General features: G+C 70.6%; 18 protein-coding genes. 6 read left to right on the top strand and 12 right to left on the bottom strand.

Features of this window, described 5'->3' with window-relative positions:
- Positions 1-53 precede the first annotated feature (53 nt).
- The 5 genes from ABZ906_RS00890 to ABZ906_RS00870 all read right to left on the bottom strand — a co-directional run bounded on the left by ABZ906_RS00890 (position 54) and on the right by ABZ906_RS00870 (position 5,709).
- Positions 54-1,532, bottom strand: a complete 1,479-nt coding sequence (locus ABZ906_RS00890) for a cryptochrome/photolyase family protein (RefSeq protein ID WP_361377986.1) — start codon at positions 1,530-1,532, stop codon at positions 54-56.
- A gap of 162 nt (positions 1,533-1,694) precedes the next feature.
- Positions 1,695-1,922, bottom strand: coding sequence for a DUF2945 domain-containing protein (locus ABZ906_RS00885; protein WP_361375794.1), 228 nt, complete (start codon positions 1,920-1,922; stop codon positions 1,695-1,697).
- A gap of 82 nt (positions 1,923-2,004) precedes the next feature.
- A complete protein-coding gene (locus tag ABZ906_RS00880; RefSeq protein WP_361375791.1) occupies positions 2,005-2,799 on the bottom strand; it encodes a DeoR/GlpR family DNA-binding transcription regulator in 795 nt (264 codons plus the stop codon).
- A gap of 100 nt (positions 2,800-2,899) precedes the next feature.
- Complete coding sequence (locus ABZ906_RS00875) at positions 2,900-4,258, bottom strand: gluconate:H+ symporter (RefSeq protein ID WP_361375789.1); 1,359 nt, start codon at positions 4,256-4,258, stop codon at positions 2,900-2,902.
- Entirely contained in the window at positions 4,255-5,709 is a 1,455-nt protein-coding gene (locus ABZ906_RS00870; RefSeq protein ID WP_361375786.1) for a homoserine dehydrogenase, read from the bottom strand. Before ABZ906_RS00870 ends, ABZ906_RS00875 begins: the two co-directional genes overlap by 4 nt.
- 159 nt (positions 5,710-5,868) lie before the next feature.
- On the opposite strand from ABZ906_RS00870, the gene otnK reads away from it, so the two are divergent.
- Together otnK and ABZ906_RS00860 are read left to right on the top strand one after the other, a co-directional pair.
- Positions 5,869-7,128, top strand: coding sequence for a 3-oxo-tetronate kinase (gene otnK, locus ABZ906_RS00865; RefSeq protein WP_361375783.1), 1,260 nt, complete (start codon positions 5,869-5,871; stop codon positions 7,126-7,128).
- On the top strand, positions 7,125-7,763 hold the full coding sequence (locus tag ABZ906_RS00860) for a class II aldolase/adducin family protein (RefSeq protein WP_361375780.1): 639 nt from the start codon (positions 7,125-7,127) through the stop codon (positions 7,761-7,763). Before otnK ends, ABZ906_RS00860 begins: the two co-directional genes overlap by 4 nt.
- A gap of 42 nt (positions 7,764-7,805) precedes the next feature.
- On the opposite strand, the gene ABZ906_RS00855 is transcribed toward ABZ906_RS00860, so the two are convergent.
- The 4 genes from ABZ906_RS00855 to ABZ906_RS00840 all read right to left on the bottom strand — a co-directional run bounded on the left by ABZ906_RS00855 (position 7,806) and on the right by ABZ906_RS00840 (position 14,358).
- Complete coding sequence (locus ABZ906_RS00855; protein WP_361195007.1) at positions 7,806-8,354, bottom strand: EF-hand domain-containing protein; 549 nt, start codon at positions 8,352-8,354, stop codon at positions 7,806-7,808.
- A gap of 87 nt (positions 8,355-8,441) precedes the next feature.
- Positions 8,442-9,809, bottom strand: a complete 1,368-nt coding sequence (locus tag ABZ906_RS00850) for a class I SAM-dependent RNA methyltransferase (RefSeq protein ID WP_361375777.1) — start codon at positions 9,807-9,809, stop codon at positions 8,442-8,444.
- A gap of 117 nt (positions 9,810-9,926) precedes the next feature.
- Positions 9,927-11,993 carry an APC family permease gene (locus ABZ906_RS00845; RefSeq protein WP_361195011.1) on the bottom strand — a complete coding sequence of 689 codons (2,067 nt, stop codon included), beginning with the start codon at positions 11,991-11,993 and terminating at the stop codon, positions 9,927-9,929.
- Between the two features lie 61 nt (positions 11,994-12,054).
- Positions 12,055-14,358 (bottom strand): MMPL family transporter, encoded by a 2,304-nt coding sequence (locus ABZ906_RS00840; protein WP_361375774.1) that lies wholly within the window; start codon positions 14,356-14,358, stop codon positions 12,055-12,057.
- A gap of 180 nt (positions 14,359-14,538) precedes the next feature.
- Here ABZ906_RS00840 and ABZ906_RS00835 point away from each other — a divergent pair, with 180 nt between their 5' ends.
- The 4 genes from ABZ906_RS00835 to ABZ906_RS00820 all read left to right on the top strand — a co-directional run bounded on the left by ABZ906_RS00835 (position 14,539) and on the right by ABZ906_RS00820 (position 16,592).
- A complete protein-coding gene (locus ABZ906_RS00835; protein WP_361375771.1) occupies positions 14,539-14,868 on the top strand; it encodes a winged helix-turn-helix domain-containing protein in 330 nt (109 codons plus the stop codon).
- Positions 14,868-15,107 (top strand): hypothetical protein, encoded by a 240-nt coding sequence (locus ABZ906_RS00830; protein ID WP_361195017.1) that lies wholly within the window; start codon positions 14,868-14,870, stop codon positions 15,105-15,107. The genes ABZ906_RS00835 and ABZ906_RS00830 overlap by 1 nt, the downstream gene beginning before the upstream one ends.
- Positions 15,108-15,246: 139 nt before the next feature.
- Positions 15,247-15,915, top strand: a complete 669-nt coding sequence (locus ABZ906_RS00825) for a TrkA family potassium uptake protein (RefSeq protein ID WP_361195019.1) — start codon at positions 15,247-15,249, stop codon at positions 15,913-15,915.
- Positions 15,915-16,592, top strand: a complete 678-nt coding sequence (locus ABZ906_RS00820) for a TrkA family potassium uptake protein (RefSeq protein ID WP_361195021.1) — start codon at positions 15,915-15,917, stop codon at positions 16,590-16,592. Before ABZ906_RS00825 ends, ABZ906_RS00820 begins: the two co-directional genes overlap by 1 nt.
- A gap of 76 nt (positions 16,593-16,668) precedes the next feature.
- On the opposite strand, the gene ABZ906_RS00815 is transcribed toward ABZ906_RS00820, so the two are convergent.
- The 3 genes from ABZ906_RS00815 to ABZ906_RS00805 form a co-directional block, all read right to left on the bottom strand.
- On the bottom strand, positions 16,669-17,412 hold the full coding sequence (locus tag ABZ906_RS00815; RefSeq protein WP_361375768.1) for a DUF3159 domain-containing protein: 744 nt from the start codon (positions 17,410-17,412) through the stop codon (positions 16,669-16,671).
- A 3-nt stretch (positions 17,413-17,415) separates the two neighbouring features.
- Positions 17,416-17,814 (bottom strand): OB-fold nucleic acid binding domain-containing protein, encoded by a 399-nt coding sequence (locus ABZ906_RS00810; RefSeq protein ID WP_249587256.1) that lies wholly within the window; start codon positions 17,812-17,814, stop codon positions 17,416-17,418.
- A gap of 89 nt (positions 17,815-17,903) precedes the next feature.
- Positions 17,904-18,620, bottom strand: a complete 717-nt coding sequence (locus tag ABZ906_RS00805) for a response regulator (RefSeq protein ID WP_361200353.1) — start codon at positions 18,618-18,620, stop codon at positions 17,904-17,906.
- Between the last annotated feature and the right edge of the window lie 42 nt (positions 18,621-18,662).

The raw sequence follows: 18,662 nt of genomic DNA, 5'->3' as shown, positions 1-18,662 counted from the left end.
GCTGTCCCTCTCCCGGGTCTTCTCGTCGTGCCTCGTGCTGTCTCGCCCTGTCGTCAATCCCGGCGGTCGCGCTCCTGCTCGAGGAGCTCGTCGAGATCGCGGAGGCGGTCGAGCCCCCGCACCGCCTGCGACATCCGTGCATTGTGCTCGAACCGGTCGCGGTGGCGGTGCAGGAGGTTCCAGTACCCGGCGGTGAAGGGGCAGGCGTCCTCGCCGACCCGTACGGACGGCTTGTACCGGCAGGGCCCGCAGAGGTCGCTCATGCGGTCGATGTAGGCGCCTCCGGACGTGTACGGCTTGGTGGTCATGCGGCCGCCGTCCGCGTACTGCGACATGCCCACCACGTTCGGCACCATGACCCAGTCGTAGCCGTCGACGAAGCTGCGGTGGAACCAGTCGGTGACGGCCCGGGGCTCCCACCCCCGCTGGAGGGCGAAGCTGCCCAGGATCATCAGGCGCGGGATGTGGTGCGTCCAGCCGCTCTCGCGGACCTGCTCAAGGACGTGGGTCAGGCAGTTCGCGTCGGTGCCGTCCGGGGACAACTCCGTGAACCAGTCGGGCAGTTGCGCGCGATGGCGCAGGGTGTTGCTGGCGCGGTACTCGGTGCCGAAGTACCAGTAGACATGCCAGACGAACTCGCGCCAGCCGGCGATCTGTCGTACGAAGCCTTCGGTGCTGTTGAGCGGCGCGTCGCCCGACCGCCACCGTGCCTCGGCCCGTTCGACGCATTCGGCGGGGTCGAGCAGGCCGAGGTTGAGCGACGAGGAGAGCAGGCTGTGGCTCATCGTCCTGTCCCCGGCCAGGATGGCGTCCTCGTACGCCCCGAACGTGGCGAGCCGGTGTTCGACGAAGCGGCGGAGCGCGGCGAGTGCCTCGCGGCGTGTGGCGGGGAACCGGCGGGGGCCGTCCTCGCCGACGAATTCGACGTCCCCGTCGCGCGCCCAGCGGTCGAGGTCGGCCCGTACTTCGGCGTCGACGTCGCTTTCGCGGGGGTGATAGGGCGCCGGAACGCCCAGGTCGGCGGCGTCCTTGGGCGGGGGCTCCCGGTTGTCGTGGTCCAGGTTCCACTTGCCGCCGACGGGACGGTCGCCCTCCATCAGGAGGTCGTGCGTCTGGCGGACCCAGCGGTAGAAGTCCTCCTGCCGCAGGCGCTTGGTGGCGCGGCCGTCCGCCCAGGTCTTGAACTCGTCGTGTGTCACGAGGAAGCCGCGTGCGGGCAGTACGCGTACGGAGGGCAGCGCGTCCACGAAGGCGCGGGCCGCGTGGGACGTCGGATGGTGCACGGTCACCGGGGTGTCCCCCACCGCCTCGCGCAGACCTTCGCGGTAGGTGTCCGCCTTGACGTACCGCACGCGGTCACCGAGCTCGGCGGCCCGGTGGCGCATCGCCGAGAGGATCAGATGGGCCTTGGCGCGGTGGAAGCGCCGCCGCCGGAAGACGCTGCGGGCCTCGATCATCAGGAGCGGCGCGTCCCGGTGGGGTCCGCCCCGCGCCGGATCGACGAAATGGGGGCCGAGCTGATCGCCGAACAGCCAATGGGGGGTGGGCGCGCCGGAGTCTTCCGCCTTCTCGGCCTTCTGTTCCTTCTGATCCTTCTGTTCCTTGTCCGCAGTCACCCCACCGATGAAAGCGCACGGCGGCGCGGGCGGCGCGCGGCACACGCCGGGGCTACTCGGCCGGGTCGTGGCCCCGGTTCATGAGCCGCTCTTCCTCTCGCGCAGGGACTCCGGCTTGTGGACGGCGTCGCGGCCGGACTTGTCGCTCGTGACCTCGTACTGCGGTTCGTCCTTCGAGGCGTCGACCTTGCGTCCCGCAACCCGGGTGCGTTCCGTGATCTTCTTTTTCACTTTTCCCGGAACGCTCTGTCCGTGGCTGCTCCAGGAGACCTGGTCACCCTTGCTGAGCTTCTTTTCCTTGGCCACGATGCGCACGCTCCTCGGTTCCGGCCCCCCGGTGGACGACGTTGGTGTCCACCACTCTCCCGGTCCCCGGGGGGCGGCGCACTCAGTCGCCCGCCAGATGGAGTTCCGCGCCGCAGTCCCGTACACCCTCGGCGGCGGCCTCGGTCAGGGCGCGGTCGGTGATGATGGTGTCGAAGTCGGCCAGGGCGGCGACGCGGTACTTGCCGAAGGTGCCGAACTTGGACGACGCGGCCACCAGGGTGGCGCTGCGGGCGCTCTCCAGGGCGGCCCGCTTCACCTCCACCTTGGCGTCCGAGGGAGTGGTGACCCCGCGCAGCAGGTCCCAGGAGCTCGTGCTGATGAAGGCCATGTCCAGGGCCAGTTGGCGCAGGGTCGCCGCAGCGAGGCGGCCGACGGTGGAGCGGTTGGCGGGCTCGGCCCGGCCGCCGACATGGATGATCTCCAGGTGGGGGCCTTCGGTCATCAGCCGGTCGACGGTGCTGAAGTCGTTGCTGACGACCGTGAGCCGCTGGTGGTGGATCAGGTGCGGGACCATGGCGAGCAGGGTGGTGCCCGCGTCGAGGTAGAGCGTCATGCCGTCCTCGACGAGTGCCGCGGCCCGCCTCGCCATGGCGTCCTTCTGCGGCTGCTCAAGGCGGGACTTCGCCTGGTGGCTCGGCTCGGTGCGCACCTGGCTCGCGATCCGTACGCCGCCGGGCACGGTGAACACAAGGCCCTGGCGCTCCAGTTCGGCGATGTCCCGGCGGACGGTCATGTGCGAGACGCCGAGAAGCTGCGTGATCTGCTGCACGCTCAGGACGCCGTCGTGGCGCAGGTGCTTGAGCAGCTTCTCCCGCCGCTGGTCGGGGATGAGCGGCGGGGACGCGTCTTCGGCCATGGTCGTATCTTCCCTTCTGGTCTTCGGGCGGGCCCGCCCGGCCCGATGATTGTGCCGGGCGGGCCCGTGAGCGGATTCCGGCCCCCGCCGGGGGCGCGGCTCAGCTTCCGACGAACAGGCTCAGGAGCAGGATGCCGCCGAGGCTGAGCATCGACTGGAGCGAGAGCATCAGCGTCCAGGTGCGGAAGGTCTGCGGCACCGAGAGCTGGAAGTACTCCTTGAAGAGCCAGAAGCCCGAGTCGTTCACGTGCGACAGCATGACCGCGCCGGATGCCGTGGCCAGGACGAGCAGTTCGGGCGAGAGCCCGGGGTAGGCGCCGACCAGCGGGGCGACGATGCCGGTGGCCGCGGCGGTGGCGACCGTGGCCGAGCCGAGGCAGATCCGCAGCAGTGCGGCGACCAGCCAGGCGAGGATCAGCGGCGGGATCGACCAGTCGACCGCGTAATCGGAGATGATCTTGTCGATGCCGGTGGCGGTCAGCATCGCCTTGAGACCGCCGCCCGCGCCCAGGATGAGGACGATGCCGCCGACCGGGCCGAGCCCCTTGGCGGCCATCTTCTGTATCTGGCCGAGCCCGAAGCCGGAGCGGACGCCGAGGGCGAAGAACGCGAAGAGGACGGCCGCGAGCAGGGAGAGGACCGGGGAGTCGCACGCCTCGAAGATCGTGTAGGGCGCCGTGCCCTCGCGGGTCGCCGAGGTGCCGATGGTGCCGATCAGCATGAGGACCGGCGGCAGCAGGACCGTGATCAGGGCGAGGGTGAAGGACGCGGGGCGCCGCTGGTTCTCCGGGGTCATTCCCGCGTCGGGGACCGGGCCCTTGTCGAGGTCGGGCGCGGGCCCGAACCAGCGAGCTCCGTACCGGGTGAGCACCGGGCCGGTGAGGACGGCGATCGGGATGCCGATGATCAGCCCGTAGAGGATGGTGAGGCCGGTGCTGGCGTCGTACGCGGAGACGGCGAGCGTCGGCGAGGGGTGCGGCGGCAGCAGGCCGTGCGAGATGTAGAGGCCGGCGGCCATGGGCAGGCCGACGTAGAGCAGGTGGGAGCCGGTGCGCTTGGCCACCGCGTAGACCAGCGGGACGAGCATCACGAAGCTCACGTCGAACAGGTGCGGCATCCCGATGAGCAGGGCCGCCGCCGTGATCGCGGTGGGGATCCACTTCACCGGGCGGGCGCCGATGAAGACGGTGGCGATCCGGTCGGCTCCGCCGGAGCCGAGCAGGATGCCGCCGAGCAGGGTGCCGAGGCCGATGGTGGGGCCGACGCTCTTGAGGGAGTCGCCGAAGCCGTCCTGGAAGTGCTCGACCGTGTCACCCGGGCCGATGCCGGACGCGAGGCCGAGGCCGATGGCGGAGAGCGCGAGGGCCAGGAACGGGTGGAGCTTGGCCTTGGTGATCAGCAGGATGAGGGCGACGACGGCCGCGAGGCCGAGGAGCAGGTGCTGGATGTCGGTGCTCATGATCCGTTCTCCGGTGATGCGTTCTCCGACGCGGTGACGGGACGGGCCGCGGCGGACTGCGCCGCGTGGCCGGAGGGCCGGGCCGCGCGGCCCGAGGTCCAGGCGTCGAGCAGGGCGGCGTCCGGGTTCGCGAGGTGCCCGAGGGTGAGCAGCGCGCCCGCCGGTACGTCCACGGCGAGGGTGGCGTGCGCGGCGAGGTAGAGCGGCGCGGCGTCGGCGGGGGTGTCCTCGTCGCGGAGCAGGACCGCCTTGACGCCGGTGACGTCGTGGTGGTGGCCGCCCATGTCGAGGACGGTCCCGGCGGGCAGGTCCACCTCGGCCCGGCCCGCGAGGACGGCGTGGCAGCGGGGGTCGGTGCCGCCGGAGGGGCGGTCGTGCAGGACGGCGGAGAGCAGGGAGGCGGGGGTCTCGACGCCCATCAGGTGGTACGGCAGATAGACGGCGGCGTACTTGCCGTCGCGGCTGACGACGTGCCCCTTGCCGCGCAGGGTCTCCCAGGTGACGGGGTCGCCGGTGCGTACGACGACGAAGACGCCGCCCGCGAAGGACGCCTCGCCGGGCAGCCGCAGGGCGCTGAAGACGTCGACGGCGCCGGGGCGGTGCAGGACGCCGCCGTCCTCGCGCAGGGCGTAGATGTCCGCCAGTTCGGCGATCCGGGCGACGGGGTAGTGCAGCCGCTCGGTGTCCGGGCGGAAGCCGGTGCTGGTGGCGACCACGGCCATCTCGCAGTAGTCGGCGGTGGCGCCGGTGGGCAGGGCGGCGACGGCGGCGGCGCGGGCGTCGAGGGTGGCGCGCGGGTCGTCGCCGAGTTCGAGGAGTTCCGCCAGTTCCGGGGCGGGGACGGTCGTGTCGAGTTGCGTGACCGTACCGGTGGAGGGGTCGAGGACGAGGTCGTACTCAGAGGACTTGCCGATGGCCACGATGTCGAGGCCGAGGGTCTCGGCCCAGGTGACCAGGCCGATCAGGTTGGCGGGCTGGTCGCCGTCGGCGGTGGTGTAGACGCAGCCGTGGGTGTCCGCCAGCTCGGCGAGGTGCAGTCCGGCGACCGAGTCGACCTCCTTGCTGACCATGGCGACGTGCCGGCCGCCGGTCAGGGCCTGGCGGGCCATCGCGTATCCGGCGGCGGGGCTGCCGGTGGCCTCCACGAGGATGTCCCACTCGCCCTCGACGAGCAGGGCCCCGTCGCGGACCAGGGCGATCCGGCCGTCCTCGCGGGCCTGCCGTACGGAGGCGGCGTCGTCGCAGATCCGCAGCTCGTCCGCGTCATGGCCGAGCTCGACGAGCATGGCGCTCAGCCGCTCCACGTCCTGGTCGCAGAGGACCGCGGGGCTGAGTCGCGGGATGCGCCGGGTCTGCGCGAGGAGCGTCCGGGCGAATCCGCCACCGGCGCCGGAGAGCGCGTAACGCACGATCCGGTCGCCGCCCGGGGCGAACAGGTGATGGAAGTTCATGGGCACTCCTCAGTGGGTGCGCGATGCGATGGGGTGGCTCCGATCGGCCGTGAGGAGGGCCATCCAAGAGCTGGTTAACAATCTGTATCAAGATATCTCACCCACGTAAAGTCTGTTAACATTTTTTCACATACCGGCACACGACACCATGGAGGTTCCATGCCGACCCTCGGGGCCATCGCGGATGACTTCACCGGAGCGACGGACCTGGCGACGATGCTGGTGTCCCGCGGCTTCCGGACCCTGGTCGCCATCGGCGCCGACGCCGTCGAGACGGAAGCGGTCGCCGGCGCGGACGCGGTCGTCGTCGCCCTCAAGTCCCGCACCGCACCGGTGGGCGAGGCCGTCGCGGACTCGCTGGCCGCCCTGCGCGCGCTGAGGGCCGCCGGATGCAGCCGGTACTACTTCAAGTACTGCTCGACCTTCGACTCCACTCCCCGCGGCAACATCGGCCCGGTCATCGACGCGCTCCTCGACGCCGTCCCCGCGGACCGCACCGTGGTGGCGCCCTCCTTCCCGGCCACCGGCCGCACCGTGCGCGACGGACTCCTGTACGTCCACGGGGAGCCGCTCGACCAGAGCCCGATGCGCCACCACCCGCTGACCCCGATGACGGACGCCTCCGTCGAGCGTCTGCTGCGTCCGCAGACCGGACATCCCGTACGCCACGTTCCGCTGGACACCGTCCGGGCGGGCGCCGATGAGCTGCGGGCGGCCGTGGACTGCGCGGACGCGGCCGGGGCGCTCGTCGTGGTGGACGCCGTCACCGACGAGGATCTGCGCACCGTCTCCGCCGCCACCGCACACCTCGCCCTGGTCACCGGAGCCGCCGGGCTCGCCCTCGGCCTGACCGGGCCGCGCCCCGGCGCCGCCCGGGCCACCCCCGCATCGCGGCCCGGCGATCCGGCGGTCGTCCTCTCCGGCAGCGCGTCGGCCGCCACCAGGGCGCAGGTCGCCCACGGCCGGACCCGGCTGCCGCACCGCAAGCTGGACATCGCCGCGCTGCGCGCCGACCTGCCCGGCGCGGTGGCCGAACTCGCCGCCTTCGCGCGGGAGCAGTGGCGGCGCGACCCCGGCCTGCCGCCGCTGATCTACGCCGTGGAGGACCTTGCGGACCTGGAGCAGAGCACCCCGGAGGGCGAGGCGCCCGCCTCCGACCTGATCGAACGGGCGCTGGCTGCCCTCGCCGTCGACCTGGTGGAGCACGGCGCGCGGCGTCTGCTGGTCGCCGGGGGCGAGACCTCCGGCGCGGTCGTCACGGCACTGGACGTCCGCGGCCTCGCCATCGGCGCCCCCATCTGCCCCGGCGTCACCTGGGCCCGCGCCGACGGCGAGCGGCCCAGCGTGGACCTGGCCCTGAAGTCAGGGAACTTCGGCGACACCGACATCTTCACGGAAGCATGGAGCACCCTCGTATGAGCGACGTGCGAGCCGACCTCACGGCCGCCGGAGCACACCTCGCCGCCCTGGGGCTGAGCCCCGGATCCTCCGGGAACCTCAGTGTCCGGGCCGGCGACCAGCTGTTCATCACCCCCACCGGGGCGGACCTCGCCTGCCTGGCCCCGGACGAGCTGAGCGTCCTGGACCTCGACGGCAGGCACATGGACGGCCCCAAGCCCTCCAAGGAACACCCGCTGCACACGGCCCTCTACCGGCGCGACGCCGCCACACGGGCCGTCGTCCATCTGCACTCCCGGAGCGCGGCGGCGGTCTCCTGCCTGCCGCCGTGGTCCGAGTACAGCGCCATACCGCCGCTCACCCCGTACTTCGTGATGCGGGTCGGCCAGACACCCCTGCTGCCGTACGCGGCGCCGGGCGACGCGGATCAGGCGAAGAAGCTGGAGCTGCTGCCGTTTCCGCTGCGTGCCGCCCTGCTCCAGAACCACGGCCCGGTCGTCTCGGGCAGGTCCCTGCGGGCGGCGCTGGACGCGGCGGTCGAGATAGAGGAGGTGTCCGCGCTCCTGCTGGCCCTCGGCGACCGCCCCGCCCGTCTGCTGACGACCGGGGAGGCCGAGGAACTGGCCGAACGTCACCACTCGTACTGGGGCCCCTGACTCCCCTGCTCCTTCTGTCCCCCCGGGCGAGGCGCCCGAAGATTACGCGAGCCGCCCGAAGATATGGATGGCCGGCGAGTCGGGGTCGTCTCCGTAGAAGAACTCGGACGCCGCCTTGTGGTACTCGGCCCGCGTCAGGGCTCCGGAGGCGTCGAGGTCCAGCGCGTTGAAGACCTCGGCGCACTCTTCGTCGGGGGCCCGCCCCGTGCTGCCGAAGATGTGCGTGAACTCGGCCAGGCTGATCGCGCCGTCACCGTCGGCGTCGGCCAGGTCGAAGAAGCGGTCGGCGACCGGCGCGAGCTCCTCCATGTACCGGGCACGATCGGCAAAGGTGACGTCGAACGCCTGAATGGCCTCCGCCAGGGTCACCCGGTCGTCCTTGTCGGCGTCGGCGGGCGCGATCACGGACTCCCAGAACTGGTGCATGGTGTCGTGCATCAGCCCCACCTCGGGAGCGCCCTGCGAAATACTCCTGGCCCGGAGGTAGCGGTCGCTCATCATGACGACGTCCTGCCGCGTGATCGCACCGTCGCCGTCGACGTCCGCGGCGCGGAACCATCGCTCGTACTTGCGCTTGCGCAGCTCATTCATAGGCGCAAGGTAAATCCGAAGCACCGGTTCGCCCAGGTCGATTCCCGGCCGCCGTCGCCGTTCCGTGCCGACGCCTCGGCCGTCGGTTCAGCGACTCTTGTCCGCCGGCTCCAGAATCGCCACGCACTCCACGTGATGCGTCATCGGGAACAGGTCGAACGCCCGCAGCGTCCGCACGCGGTAGCCGCCGTCGCGGAAGTAGCCCAGGTCGCGGGCGAGCGCGGCCGGGTCGCAGGCCACGTATGCGATGCGGCGGGCGCCCAGCTTCGTCAGGTGCTTGACCGTCTGCTTGCCGGCGCCCGCGCGGGGCGGGTCGAGGACGATGAGGTCGACCTCGGTGATGCCGGTGCGCGGCAGGGCGGATTCGACCTTGCCCTGTTCGATGCGGACGCGGTCGAACGCGGCGAGGTTGTGGCGGGCGTCCTCGACCGCTCGCTTGCCGGACTCGATGCCGAGGACCGCGCCCTTGTCGCCGACCCGGTCGGCGATCGCGCCCGCGAACAGGCCCACGCCGCAGTAGAGGTCCAGGGCCGTGTCGCCCTTGCGGGGCGTCAGACCCTGCATGACCGCGAGCATCAGCGTCTCGGCGGCCTTCGGGTGGACCTGCCAGAAGCCGCCGTTGCCGACGCGGTAGGTGCGGTTGTCGGCGCGTTCGCGGACGAAGGGGCGGCCGTGGACCCGGTGGACGCCGCCGTCCTGTTCGGCGATGCGCAGGACCGAGACCGGCTTGTCCAGCTCGACGAGCGGCAGGCGCGCGCCCGGCTTCGGTTCCAGGATGACCTGGCGGTCCTGGGAGCCCGTGGCCGCGATCGCCTCGACCGACGCCATGCCCGACCAGTCGTGCTTCTCGATGCCGAGCTCCGAGACCCCCGGCGCCGCGATCATGCAGTGCTCGATGGGCTCGACCTCGTGCGAGCGGTGGCGGCGCAGGCCCGCGTTGCCGTCGGGGTCGATCGCGTACTGGACGCGGGTGCGCCAGGCGGGGACCTCGCCGGCGGGCAGCTTGTCGCCCTCGGCCGGGACGACCGTGCCGTCCCAGCCCGCCTCCTCCGGGGTCAGACCGGCCAGGCGCTGCAGCTGCTCGGCGATGACCTCGCCCTTGAGGCGGCGCTGGGCGCCCGGCTTGGCGTGCTGCCAGTCGCAGCCGCCGCAGCGGCCGGGGCCGGCGTACGGGCAGGGGGCCTCGACGCGGTCCTTGGAGGCGTCGAGGACCGTCACGGCGTCCGCGCGCAGGAAGCGGGACTCCTCGTCGCCGTCCGTCACGCGCGCGATGACCTTCTCGCCGGGCAGCGTGTGCCGGACGAAGAGGACGCGGCCCTCCGCCGTGCGGGCGACGCAGTGGCCGCCGTGCGCGACGGGGCCCACCTCGACCTCGTACTCCTGCCCGATGAGGGAGGCAGCCTGCGAGGCCTCCGCCGAGTTCCCCGCCTGCGATTTCTTCGGTTCTGCCTGCATGGCGGGGTGACTCCACAACGTAAGGGGGCATCGGCCGAAGGAAACGGCCGGACAACAGCCCACCAGTCTACGTGGGTGTTGTCCGGCCGCTCACCAGCCGTCCGGGGTCAGCAGGGGTCAGCCCTTGTTGCCGTTCCCGCCGCCGTTGCTGTGCTCCTTGGCGCGCTTCTCCACCGGCCCACGCCGCACCGCACCCGGCGCGTTCCACTCGGACCGCTTCCTGGCCCGCTTCTTCGCGGCCTCGGAGGAGTCGAGCTGGTAGGGGACGGAGGTGACCATCACGCCGGGGGTGAAGAGCAGGCGGCCCTTGAGCCGCAGCGCGCTCTGGTTGTGCAGCAGGTGCTCGTACCAGTGGCCCACCACGTACTCCGGGATGATCACGCTGACCACGTCGCGGGGGCTCTCCTTGCGCAGGCCCTTGACGTACTCGATGATCGGCCGGGTGATCTCGCGGTAGGGCGAGTCGAGGATCTTCAGCGGGACGTGGATGCCGCGCCGGTCCCACTCGGCCCGCAGGGCCTTGGTCTCCGCCGGGTCGACGTTGATGCTCAGCGCTTCGAGCGTGTCCGAGCGCATCAGCTTGGCGTAGGCCAGGGCGCGCAGCGTCGGGCGGTGGATCTTGGAGACCAGGACGATGGAGTGCACGCGCGAGGGGCGCACGCTGTCCTCGGACGGGGTGTCCGGTGCGGCGATCTCCTCGGCCACGCGGTCGTAGTGGCGGCGGATCGCGGACATCGTCGCGTAGAAGATGCACATGCCGAGCAGCGCGACCCACGCGCCGTGCGTGAACTTCGTGACGAGTACGACGATCAGGACGAGGCCCGTGAAGAAGGCGCCGAAGGTGTTGATCGCCCGCGAGCGGAGCATGTGGCGCCGCTTGGCCTGGTCCCGCTCCTTGCGCAGATGGCGGTTCCAGTGCCGGACCATGCCGATCTGGCTGAGCGTGAAGGAGACGAAGACGCCGACGATGTAGAGCTGGATCAGGCGGGTCGAGTCCGCGCCGTAGATGACGACGAGGAGCGCGGCGGCGCCCGCGAGCAGCACGATGCCGTTGGAGAACGCGAGCCGGTCGCCGCGGGTGTGCAGCTGGCGCGGGAGGTAGCGGTCCTGCGCGAGGATCGAGCCGAGCAGCGGGAAGCCGTTGTACGCCGTGTTGGCCGCGAGGAAGAGGACGAGCGCGGTGGCGGCGGCCAGGACGATGAACAGGAAGCTGCCGTTGCCGAAGACGGCCTCGGCGACCTGCGAGATCACCGGGTTCTGCACGTAGTCCGAGCCGACCGGGACGCCGTTGTGGAAGAGGTCCTTGCCCGGATACTCGGCCATGCGGACCTTGGTCGTCATGGCGAGCGCGATGATGCCGCAGAACATCGTGACGGCCAGGGCGCCCATCAGGGCCAGGGTGCTCGCCGCGTTCTTGCTCTTGGGCTTGCGGAAGGCCGGGACGCCGTTGCTGATCGCCTCGACGCCGGTGAGCGCCGCGCAGCCGGAGGAGAAGGCCCGCAGGAGCAGGAAGACGAGGGCGAAGCCCGCGAGGCCCTGGTGCTCGGGCTTGATCTCGTAGTCCGCGGTGGGCGCCTTCATGGTCTCGTCCAGGACGATGCCCCGGAAGGCACCCCAGGCGATCATGATGAAGACGCCGGCGACGAAGACGTACGTCGGGATGGCGAAGAGCTTCCCCGACTCCTTCACGCCGCGCAGGTTCATCACCGTCAGGAGCACGATGACGGCGACGGCGCAGAGCACCTTGTGCTCGACGACGAACGGGATCGCCGAGCCGAGGTTCTCGATGCCCGAGGAGATCGACACCGCCACGGTCAGGACGTAGTCGACGAGCAGCGCGCTCGCGACGGTCAGTCCGGCCTTGGGGCCGAGGTTGGTGTTGGCGACTTCGTAGTCACCGCCGCCGCTCGGATAGGCGTGCACGTTCTGCCGGTACGAGGCGACGACGGTGAACATCAGCACGACGACCCCGACGGCGATCCAGGGGCTGAAGTGGTACGCCGACACACCCGCGATCGAGAGGACGAGGAGCACTTCCCCCGGCGCGTAGGCCACGGAGGAGAGCGGGTCGGACGCGAACACGGGTAGAGCGATGCGCTTCGGCAGGAGGGTTTCTCCGAGCCGGTCGCTGCGCAGTGCGCGCCCGATGAGGATCCGTTTGGGCACGTCGGTCAGTTTGGACACGCAGAGGATCGTAAGCGTTCGAATGGGTGCCCGCCCACCCACCACCCCCTAACGGCTCGGGTTAGCCACGACGCGCCGTCCGGGGCTCCGCCCAATGCCCGGAAAGCGGACGCCGGTCGGCGGCTTCCGGTGCTTTCCGCGCTTCGGCCGCCTCCCGCGCCCCGTGGGCCCCGTGGCGCTCGGCGGCCGACTTCTCCGCCCGGCGGATCGCGCGCGACGGCCACCACGTGGCGCGCCCGAGCAGCAGCAGCGCCGCGGGCAGAATCATGACGCGGATCACGAACGCGTCGAGCAGGACGGCCGCCGCGAGGACGAAGCCCATCTGCTTCATCTCCAGGATGTGCAGCATCACGAAGCTCGCGAAGACGGTGACCATGACGATCGCGGCGCTGGTGACGACCTTGGCCGACGAGCCGATGCCCTCGATGACGGCCTGCCGGGTGGGTACGCCGTTCAGTGCGGCCTCCCGGATCCTGCTGACCACGAACACCTGGTAGTCCATCGAGAGCCCGAAGAGGATCACGAAGAGGAAGAGCGGCACCCGCGAGGAGATCCCGCCGAGCGAGACGAACGAGAGCAGCTCCTGCGCCCACTCCCCCTGGAAGACCAGGACGAGCAGTCCGAGCGCGGACGCGGCGGAGAGCAGGTTGAGCACGACGCCGAGCAGTCCGAGGACGACGGAGCGGAACGCGAAGACCGTCATGGCGAAGGTCATCAGGAGCAGGAAGCCGAGGACGAGCGGCAGCTTCTGGTTCTGGTGCTCCACGTAGTCGGTGCCGCGCGGCACTTCGCCGGTGACGGCGGTCTCGACGCCGGGCAGCTTGCCGACGGTGGCGGGGAGATGGTCGTGGCGCAGGTGGTCGAGCGAGTCCTCGGCCTTCTTCGAGTACGTCGCGTGCGGGGCGTTCAGCTCCAGGGTGGTGGTCCTGCGGTCCTTCGACGCACGGAGCAGCGGGGCGCCCGAGGGGTGCGAGAAGAGCGGGTCGGCCTTCGCCCTGCGGTCGAGGTCGCGCAGGGCTTCCCGTACGCCGGCGGCCTGCGAGGCGTCGGCCCGTACGACGACGAGGTGCCGCACGCGCTGCTCCGGGAAGGCTTCGAGCAGCCTGTCGTACCCCTTCATCGCCTCGATCTCGCGCGAGAAGCTGTCCCGCGCCGGGTTCTTGAGGTTCATGTCCAGGGCGGGCAGCGCGAGCCCCAGCATCACGAGGACGGAGAGGCACAGGGTGAGCGCGGGGCGCTTGCGGGCGGGCGCGAGCAGGGCGTTCCAGGCGCGGCCCGGCTTCTTCTCGCCGTCGCCGTACGCCCTGCGGACCTGCTTGCCCCGCGCCAGGCGCCCGGCGGCGCGCCGCTCGGCGCGGCGGCCGAGCTTGACCAGGAGAGCGGGCAGCACCGTCACCGAGCTGACCACGGCCACGGCGACGACCAGGATCGTGCCGGTGGCGAGGGAGTCGAAGATGACGTCACGGGCCAGGAAGAGCGCGGTGGTGGAGACGATCACGGCGATTCCGGAGACCACGATGGCGCGGCCCGCCGTCGCGGCGGCGGCTTCGACCAAAGCCTCCGAGGTGAGCCGGCCGCCCGCGCGGGCCCGCTCCTCGCGTTCGCGCTTGAGGTAGAAGAGCGTGTAGTCGACGCCGACGGCCATGCCGATCAGCAGGATCATGCTCATTCCGACGCCGGTGTCGGGCAGCAGGTGCGAGGCGAGCATCGCCAGGCCCATCGTCGCCATGATCGAGGTCACCGCGAGCAGCAGCGGTACGCCGACCATGACGACCGAGCCGAAGACCACGGCGAGCGTGATCAGCGTGACGGGCAGCGTGATCGCCTCGGAGAACTGCAGGTCCTTGTCGCGCTGATCGTCGACGCCCTTGCTCACGGAGGCGTCGCCGGTCTCCTCGATCACCAGGCCGGGGTGCGCCTTCGCGGCCTCCTCGGTCTGGGCCCGGAGCGGCGGCACCGACTCCTGGTCCTCCTGCTCTGAGCCGTTCAGCTCCACCGGGACCCGCAGGACCCGCCCGTCGGCGGACCGCACCGGCGCCGCGACCGAAGCGACCTCGGGCAGCGACTTCATCCGGGCGGTGATGTCCTTGACGGCGGCGTCGGCCGCCCCCGCGTCGAGCGGGCCCGACTCCGCCCGGATCAGGATCTGTTCCGTGGGCCGCAGCTGGACGCCGCCCTCGGTGGCCAGGGCCTCGGCGCGGCCCGCCTCGCCGACCCGGAAGTCTTCCGTGGTCGCGCTGTTCATGCCCGCGGCGATGCCGCCCCCCAGGCAGAGCACCACGAACACCAGCCACCCGATGATCGCCCGCCCCGGATGCAGCGCGCTCCATCTCGCCGCGCGCACCGTGACCGATCGCTTCCTCATGACCATCCCCGCCCCTTCGCCAGGTCCTGGCGTTCAGTCCTTCATGTGTAAGTGGAGACTGACAGGTGAAGGAATGAGCCGTCAACTGTCATGTACGGCTGGACGGAAGCGGATTGACAGCAGATCCCGTCATGCGTAAGTCTGGGCTGACAGGTTTCGGGACCAGGGAAAAGGCGGGCCATGGACAGCGAAGAGCTGCTCGCCTTCCTCTCCGCCGTCGGCCACGCCCAGCGGATCCGGATCATCACCGAGCTCGCCCCCGGACAGCTGTACGTCAGCGAACTGGCGCGGCGGCTCGGCGTCTCCCGCCCCCTGCTCTACATGCATCTCGAACGTCTGGAGAAGGCCGGTCTCGTCGTCGGCCGCCTGGAGCTCTCCGACGACGGCAAGGCGCTCAAGTACTTCGAACTGGCGCCGTTCGACGTGCGCCTGAACGTGGACACGATCCTCGCGGCCGTCCAGGAGGACGCTTCCGACGAGGGTGCACAGCACTCACCTGAGGGGTCTTAATGGACGACGTGATCATCCCGGTCGCCTTCTTCCTGATACTCGCCGGCGCGATCGTGGCCGTCGCCTACTTCCAGACGCAGCGCAACCGCGAACGCGACCGCCAGTGGGCCGAGGCGATGGAGCAGTACCGCGAGGCCGTGGAGCGCGCCAGGTCGGAGCAGGAGTCGGCGCGGCTTCAGCTCGTCGAGATGGGTTACCGGCTGAAGGCCGTCGAGGGCCTGCTGCGCAGCGTGGACTGAACAATCGGCGAGGACCGGCGACCGGCAGGTGCACGGGGGTGCCCTCCGCGGACCGTGCGTGTGTAGCTTGGGCGTCGGTCTGAGACGCTTTGACCGTTCAACCTGAGCAAAAAGTATTGACACAGCCGGAAGGACGGGCGTGCACATCGTCATCATGGGCTGCGGGAGAGTCGGATCCGCTCTCGCGCAGACCCTGGAACAACAGGGGCACACGGTCGCCGTGATCGACCAGGACCCCACCGCCTTCCGCCGGCTCGGCTCCGGCTTCGGCGGGCGCCGCGTCACCGGCATCGGCTTCGACCAGGACACCCTGCGCGAGTCCGGCATCGAGGAGGCGGGCGCCTTCGCCGCGGTCAGCAGCGGCGACAACTCGAACATCATCGCCGCCCGCGTGGCCCGCGAGATGTTCGGCATCGAGAACGTCGCCGCCCGCATCTACGACCCCCGCCGCGCCGAGGTCTACCAGCGCCTGGGCATCCCCACCGTCGCCACGGTCCGCTGGACCGCCGACCAGATGCTGCGCAGGCTGCTGCCCTCCGGGGCCGAGCCGCTGTGGCGCGACCCCACCGGCGGCGTACAGCTCGCCGAGGTGCACGCATCCGAGTCCTGGATCGGCCGCAAGATCAGTGAGCTCCAGGAGGAGACCGGCGTCCGCGTCGCCTTCCTCACCCGGCTGGGCGAGGCGGTCCTGCCGACCTCCCAGACGGTGCTCCAGGAGGGCGACCTGGTGCACGTGATGATGCGCACCGACGAGGTCGAGAAGGTCGAAGCGGCATTCGCCGAAGGCCCCGAGGAAGGCGGTCACTGATGAGGGTCGCCATTGCCGGAGCGGGCGCGGTGGGACGTTCCATCGCCGGTGAGCTCCTGGAGAACGGGCACGAGATTCTGCTCATCGACAAGGCGCCGACCGCCATCTCGGTCGAGCGCGTCCCACTGGCGGAGTGGCTGCTCGCCGACGCCTGCGAGATCACCTCGCTCGACGAGGCGGCGCTCCAGCGCTGCAACGTGGTGATCGCCGCGACCGGCGACGACAAGGTCAACCTCGTCGTCTCGCTCCTCGCGAAGACCGAGTACGGCGTTCCCCGGGTCGTCGCCCGCGTGAACAACCCCAAGAACGAATGGCTCTTCAACGAGTCCTGGGGCGTCGACGTCGCCGTCTCGACCCCGCGTCTGATGTCCGCGCTCGTCGAGGAGGCGGTGAGCGTCGGTGATCTCGTACGCCTGCTGCGCTTCAGCCACGGCGACGCCAACCTCGTCGAACTGACCCTGCCGCCCGAGTCCGCCCTCGCGGGCACGCAGGTCGGCGACGTCCAGTGGCCCGAGGACACCTCGCTGGTGACGATCATCCGCGGCACGCGCGTCCTCGCGCCGACCCCGGACGACTCCCTGGAGGCGGGCGACGAACTGCTCTTCGTGGCGGCGCAGGCGCGGGAGGAGCAGCTGGAAGATCTGCTCTCCGTGCGCCGGGAGGACGCGGCGAGTTAGCTCTGCGCTTTTACGTGAATGGGGGGCGCCCGGAATCTTCCGGGCGCCCCCCATCTCGTACGTGTGAGGCGCGGCCTCAGGCCTGGCGGCGCTCCGCCTCGCGCTCCTTCTCCGCCTTCTCGGCGGCCTCCATCTCGGCGAACACGTCGATCGGCGCGGGGGCCTTCGCCAGGAAGACCCAGGTCAGCCAGACCGCGAGCAGGAACGGCGGGATCTTCAGGGCGATCAGGACCCAGCCGAACTGGGTCGTGTCCGCCCACCAGTAGAGCGGGAAGAGGATCGCGCACTTGGCGAGCAGGATCAGGCCCCAGGCCCAACTGGCCTTCGTGTACGCCTTCTTGCGGCCGGGGTTGCGGGTCCGCCAGGAGAGGTTCTCCTTGAAGACCGGGCCGAGGATCAGGCCGATCAGCGGGACGCCCGCGAGGGCCGTGATGATGTAGGCGAGGGCGAGGCCCAGGGTGTAGAGCATGCCCGGCAGATAGAAGTCCTTGGCGTTGCCGGTCATCATCGCGAAGACCACGCCGAAGGCGACACCGAAGACACCGCTGAAGGCGTGCTTGACGGTGTCCTTCATGACCAGGCGGACCACCACGAGCACCAGGGACACCGCGAGGGCCGCGATGGCCGACATGTGCAGGTCCTTGTTGATCGTGAAGATGGTCACGAAGAGAAGGCCGGGGGCGACGGTCTCCACCATGCCCCGCACGCCGCCGAAGGCCTCGAAGAGCGCGGCTTCGGTCACGGCCCTGGAATCACTGTCCTGATCCGGGGATCCCTGGTCCGTGGTTCCGTGGTCCGTCGGCTTGTCGAGGGACGTCACCGGCTACTCCCGTCCGAGGGGTCTGAGTTCGTATTTCGGGTTGAAGAGCACCCGGCGGCCCCGGCTCATCGAGACCCTGCCGGACGCGATCAGTCTGCGTCCCGGCTCGATCCCCACGATGGAGCGCCTTCCGAGCCACACCACGTCCAGTGCCGCCGAGCCGTCGAACAGCTCCGCCTCCAGGGCGGGGACACCGGCGCGTGGCCGCAGGGTGACCGTGCGCAAGGTACCAGTAACCGTGACTATCTGGCGGTCGTGGCAGTCCCCGATGCGTGTACAGCCCGCTGTCTCGGCGTCCTCGCGCAGCTCCTCCGACTCCAGGTCCTCCTGGGAGGAGGACAGCCGGTCGAGCATGCGCCGGAATCGGCCTGCCGGCTTCTCTGAACCAGGAACAGCACTCATACAGGAAGCGTACCGGGGGTCACGGACAGCGCCGCAACGGGTGAGCTCATCCGTGCTTATGCCCGCTCAACCCGGCTCCGACCCTTCACTCACCGCTCGAACCTGTATCCCATGCCGGGCTCGGTGATGAAGTGCCGCGGATGCGCGGGGTCCGTCTCCAGCTTGCGCCGCAGCTGTGCCATGTAGACGCGCAGATAGTTCGTCTCCGTGCCGTACGAAGGGCCCCAGACCTCCTGGAGCAGCTGCTTCTGGCTGACCAGGCGCCCGGTGTTGCGCACGAGGACTTCGAGCAGATGCCATTCGGTGGGTGTCAGGCGTACGTCGCGTCCGCCGCGGTTGACCTTCTTGGCGGCCAGATCGACCGTGAAGTCCTCCGTGTCCACCATCACGTCGTCCTCGCCCGGTCCGGCGGGCTCGGCCCTGCGGATGGAGGCGCGGAGGCGGGCGAGCAGTTCGTCCATGCCGAAGGGCTTGGTGACGTAGTCGTCGGCGCCCGCGTCGAGCGCCTCGACCTTCTCGTCCGAGCTGTGCCGCGCGGAGAGCACCAGGATCGGGACGCGCGTCCAGCCGCGCAGGCCCCTGATGACCTCGACGCCGTCCATGTCCGGCAGACCGAGGTCGAGCACGATCACGTCGGGGTGGCGGGCCGCGGCGAGCTGGAGCGCGGTGGCTCCGTCGGGGGCGGCGTCCACGTCATACTTGCGTGCCTTCAGGTTGATCACGAGGGCGCGTACGATCTGCGGCTCGTCGTCGACCACGAGCACCCTCGTGGGGGTCCTGGGGTCTCCCCCGGGAGAGTGCGGCATGGGTGCCTGCCTTTCGGGCCTTGGGGTCTTGCCGGTGGTGGC

This window comes from Streptomyces sp. NPDC046925 (assembly GCF_040644915.1).
Classification (GTDB): domain Bacteria; phylum Actinomycetota; class Actinomycetes; order Streptomycetales; family Streptomycetaceae; genus Streptomyces.
This window is presented reverse-complemented; position numbering and strand designations above follow the sequence as displayed.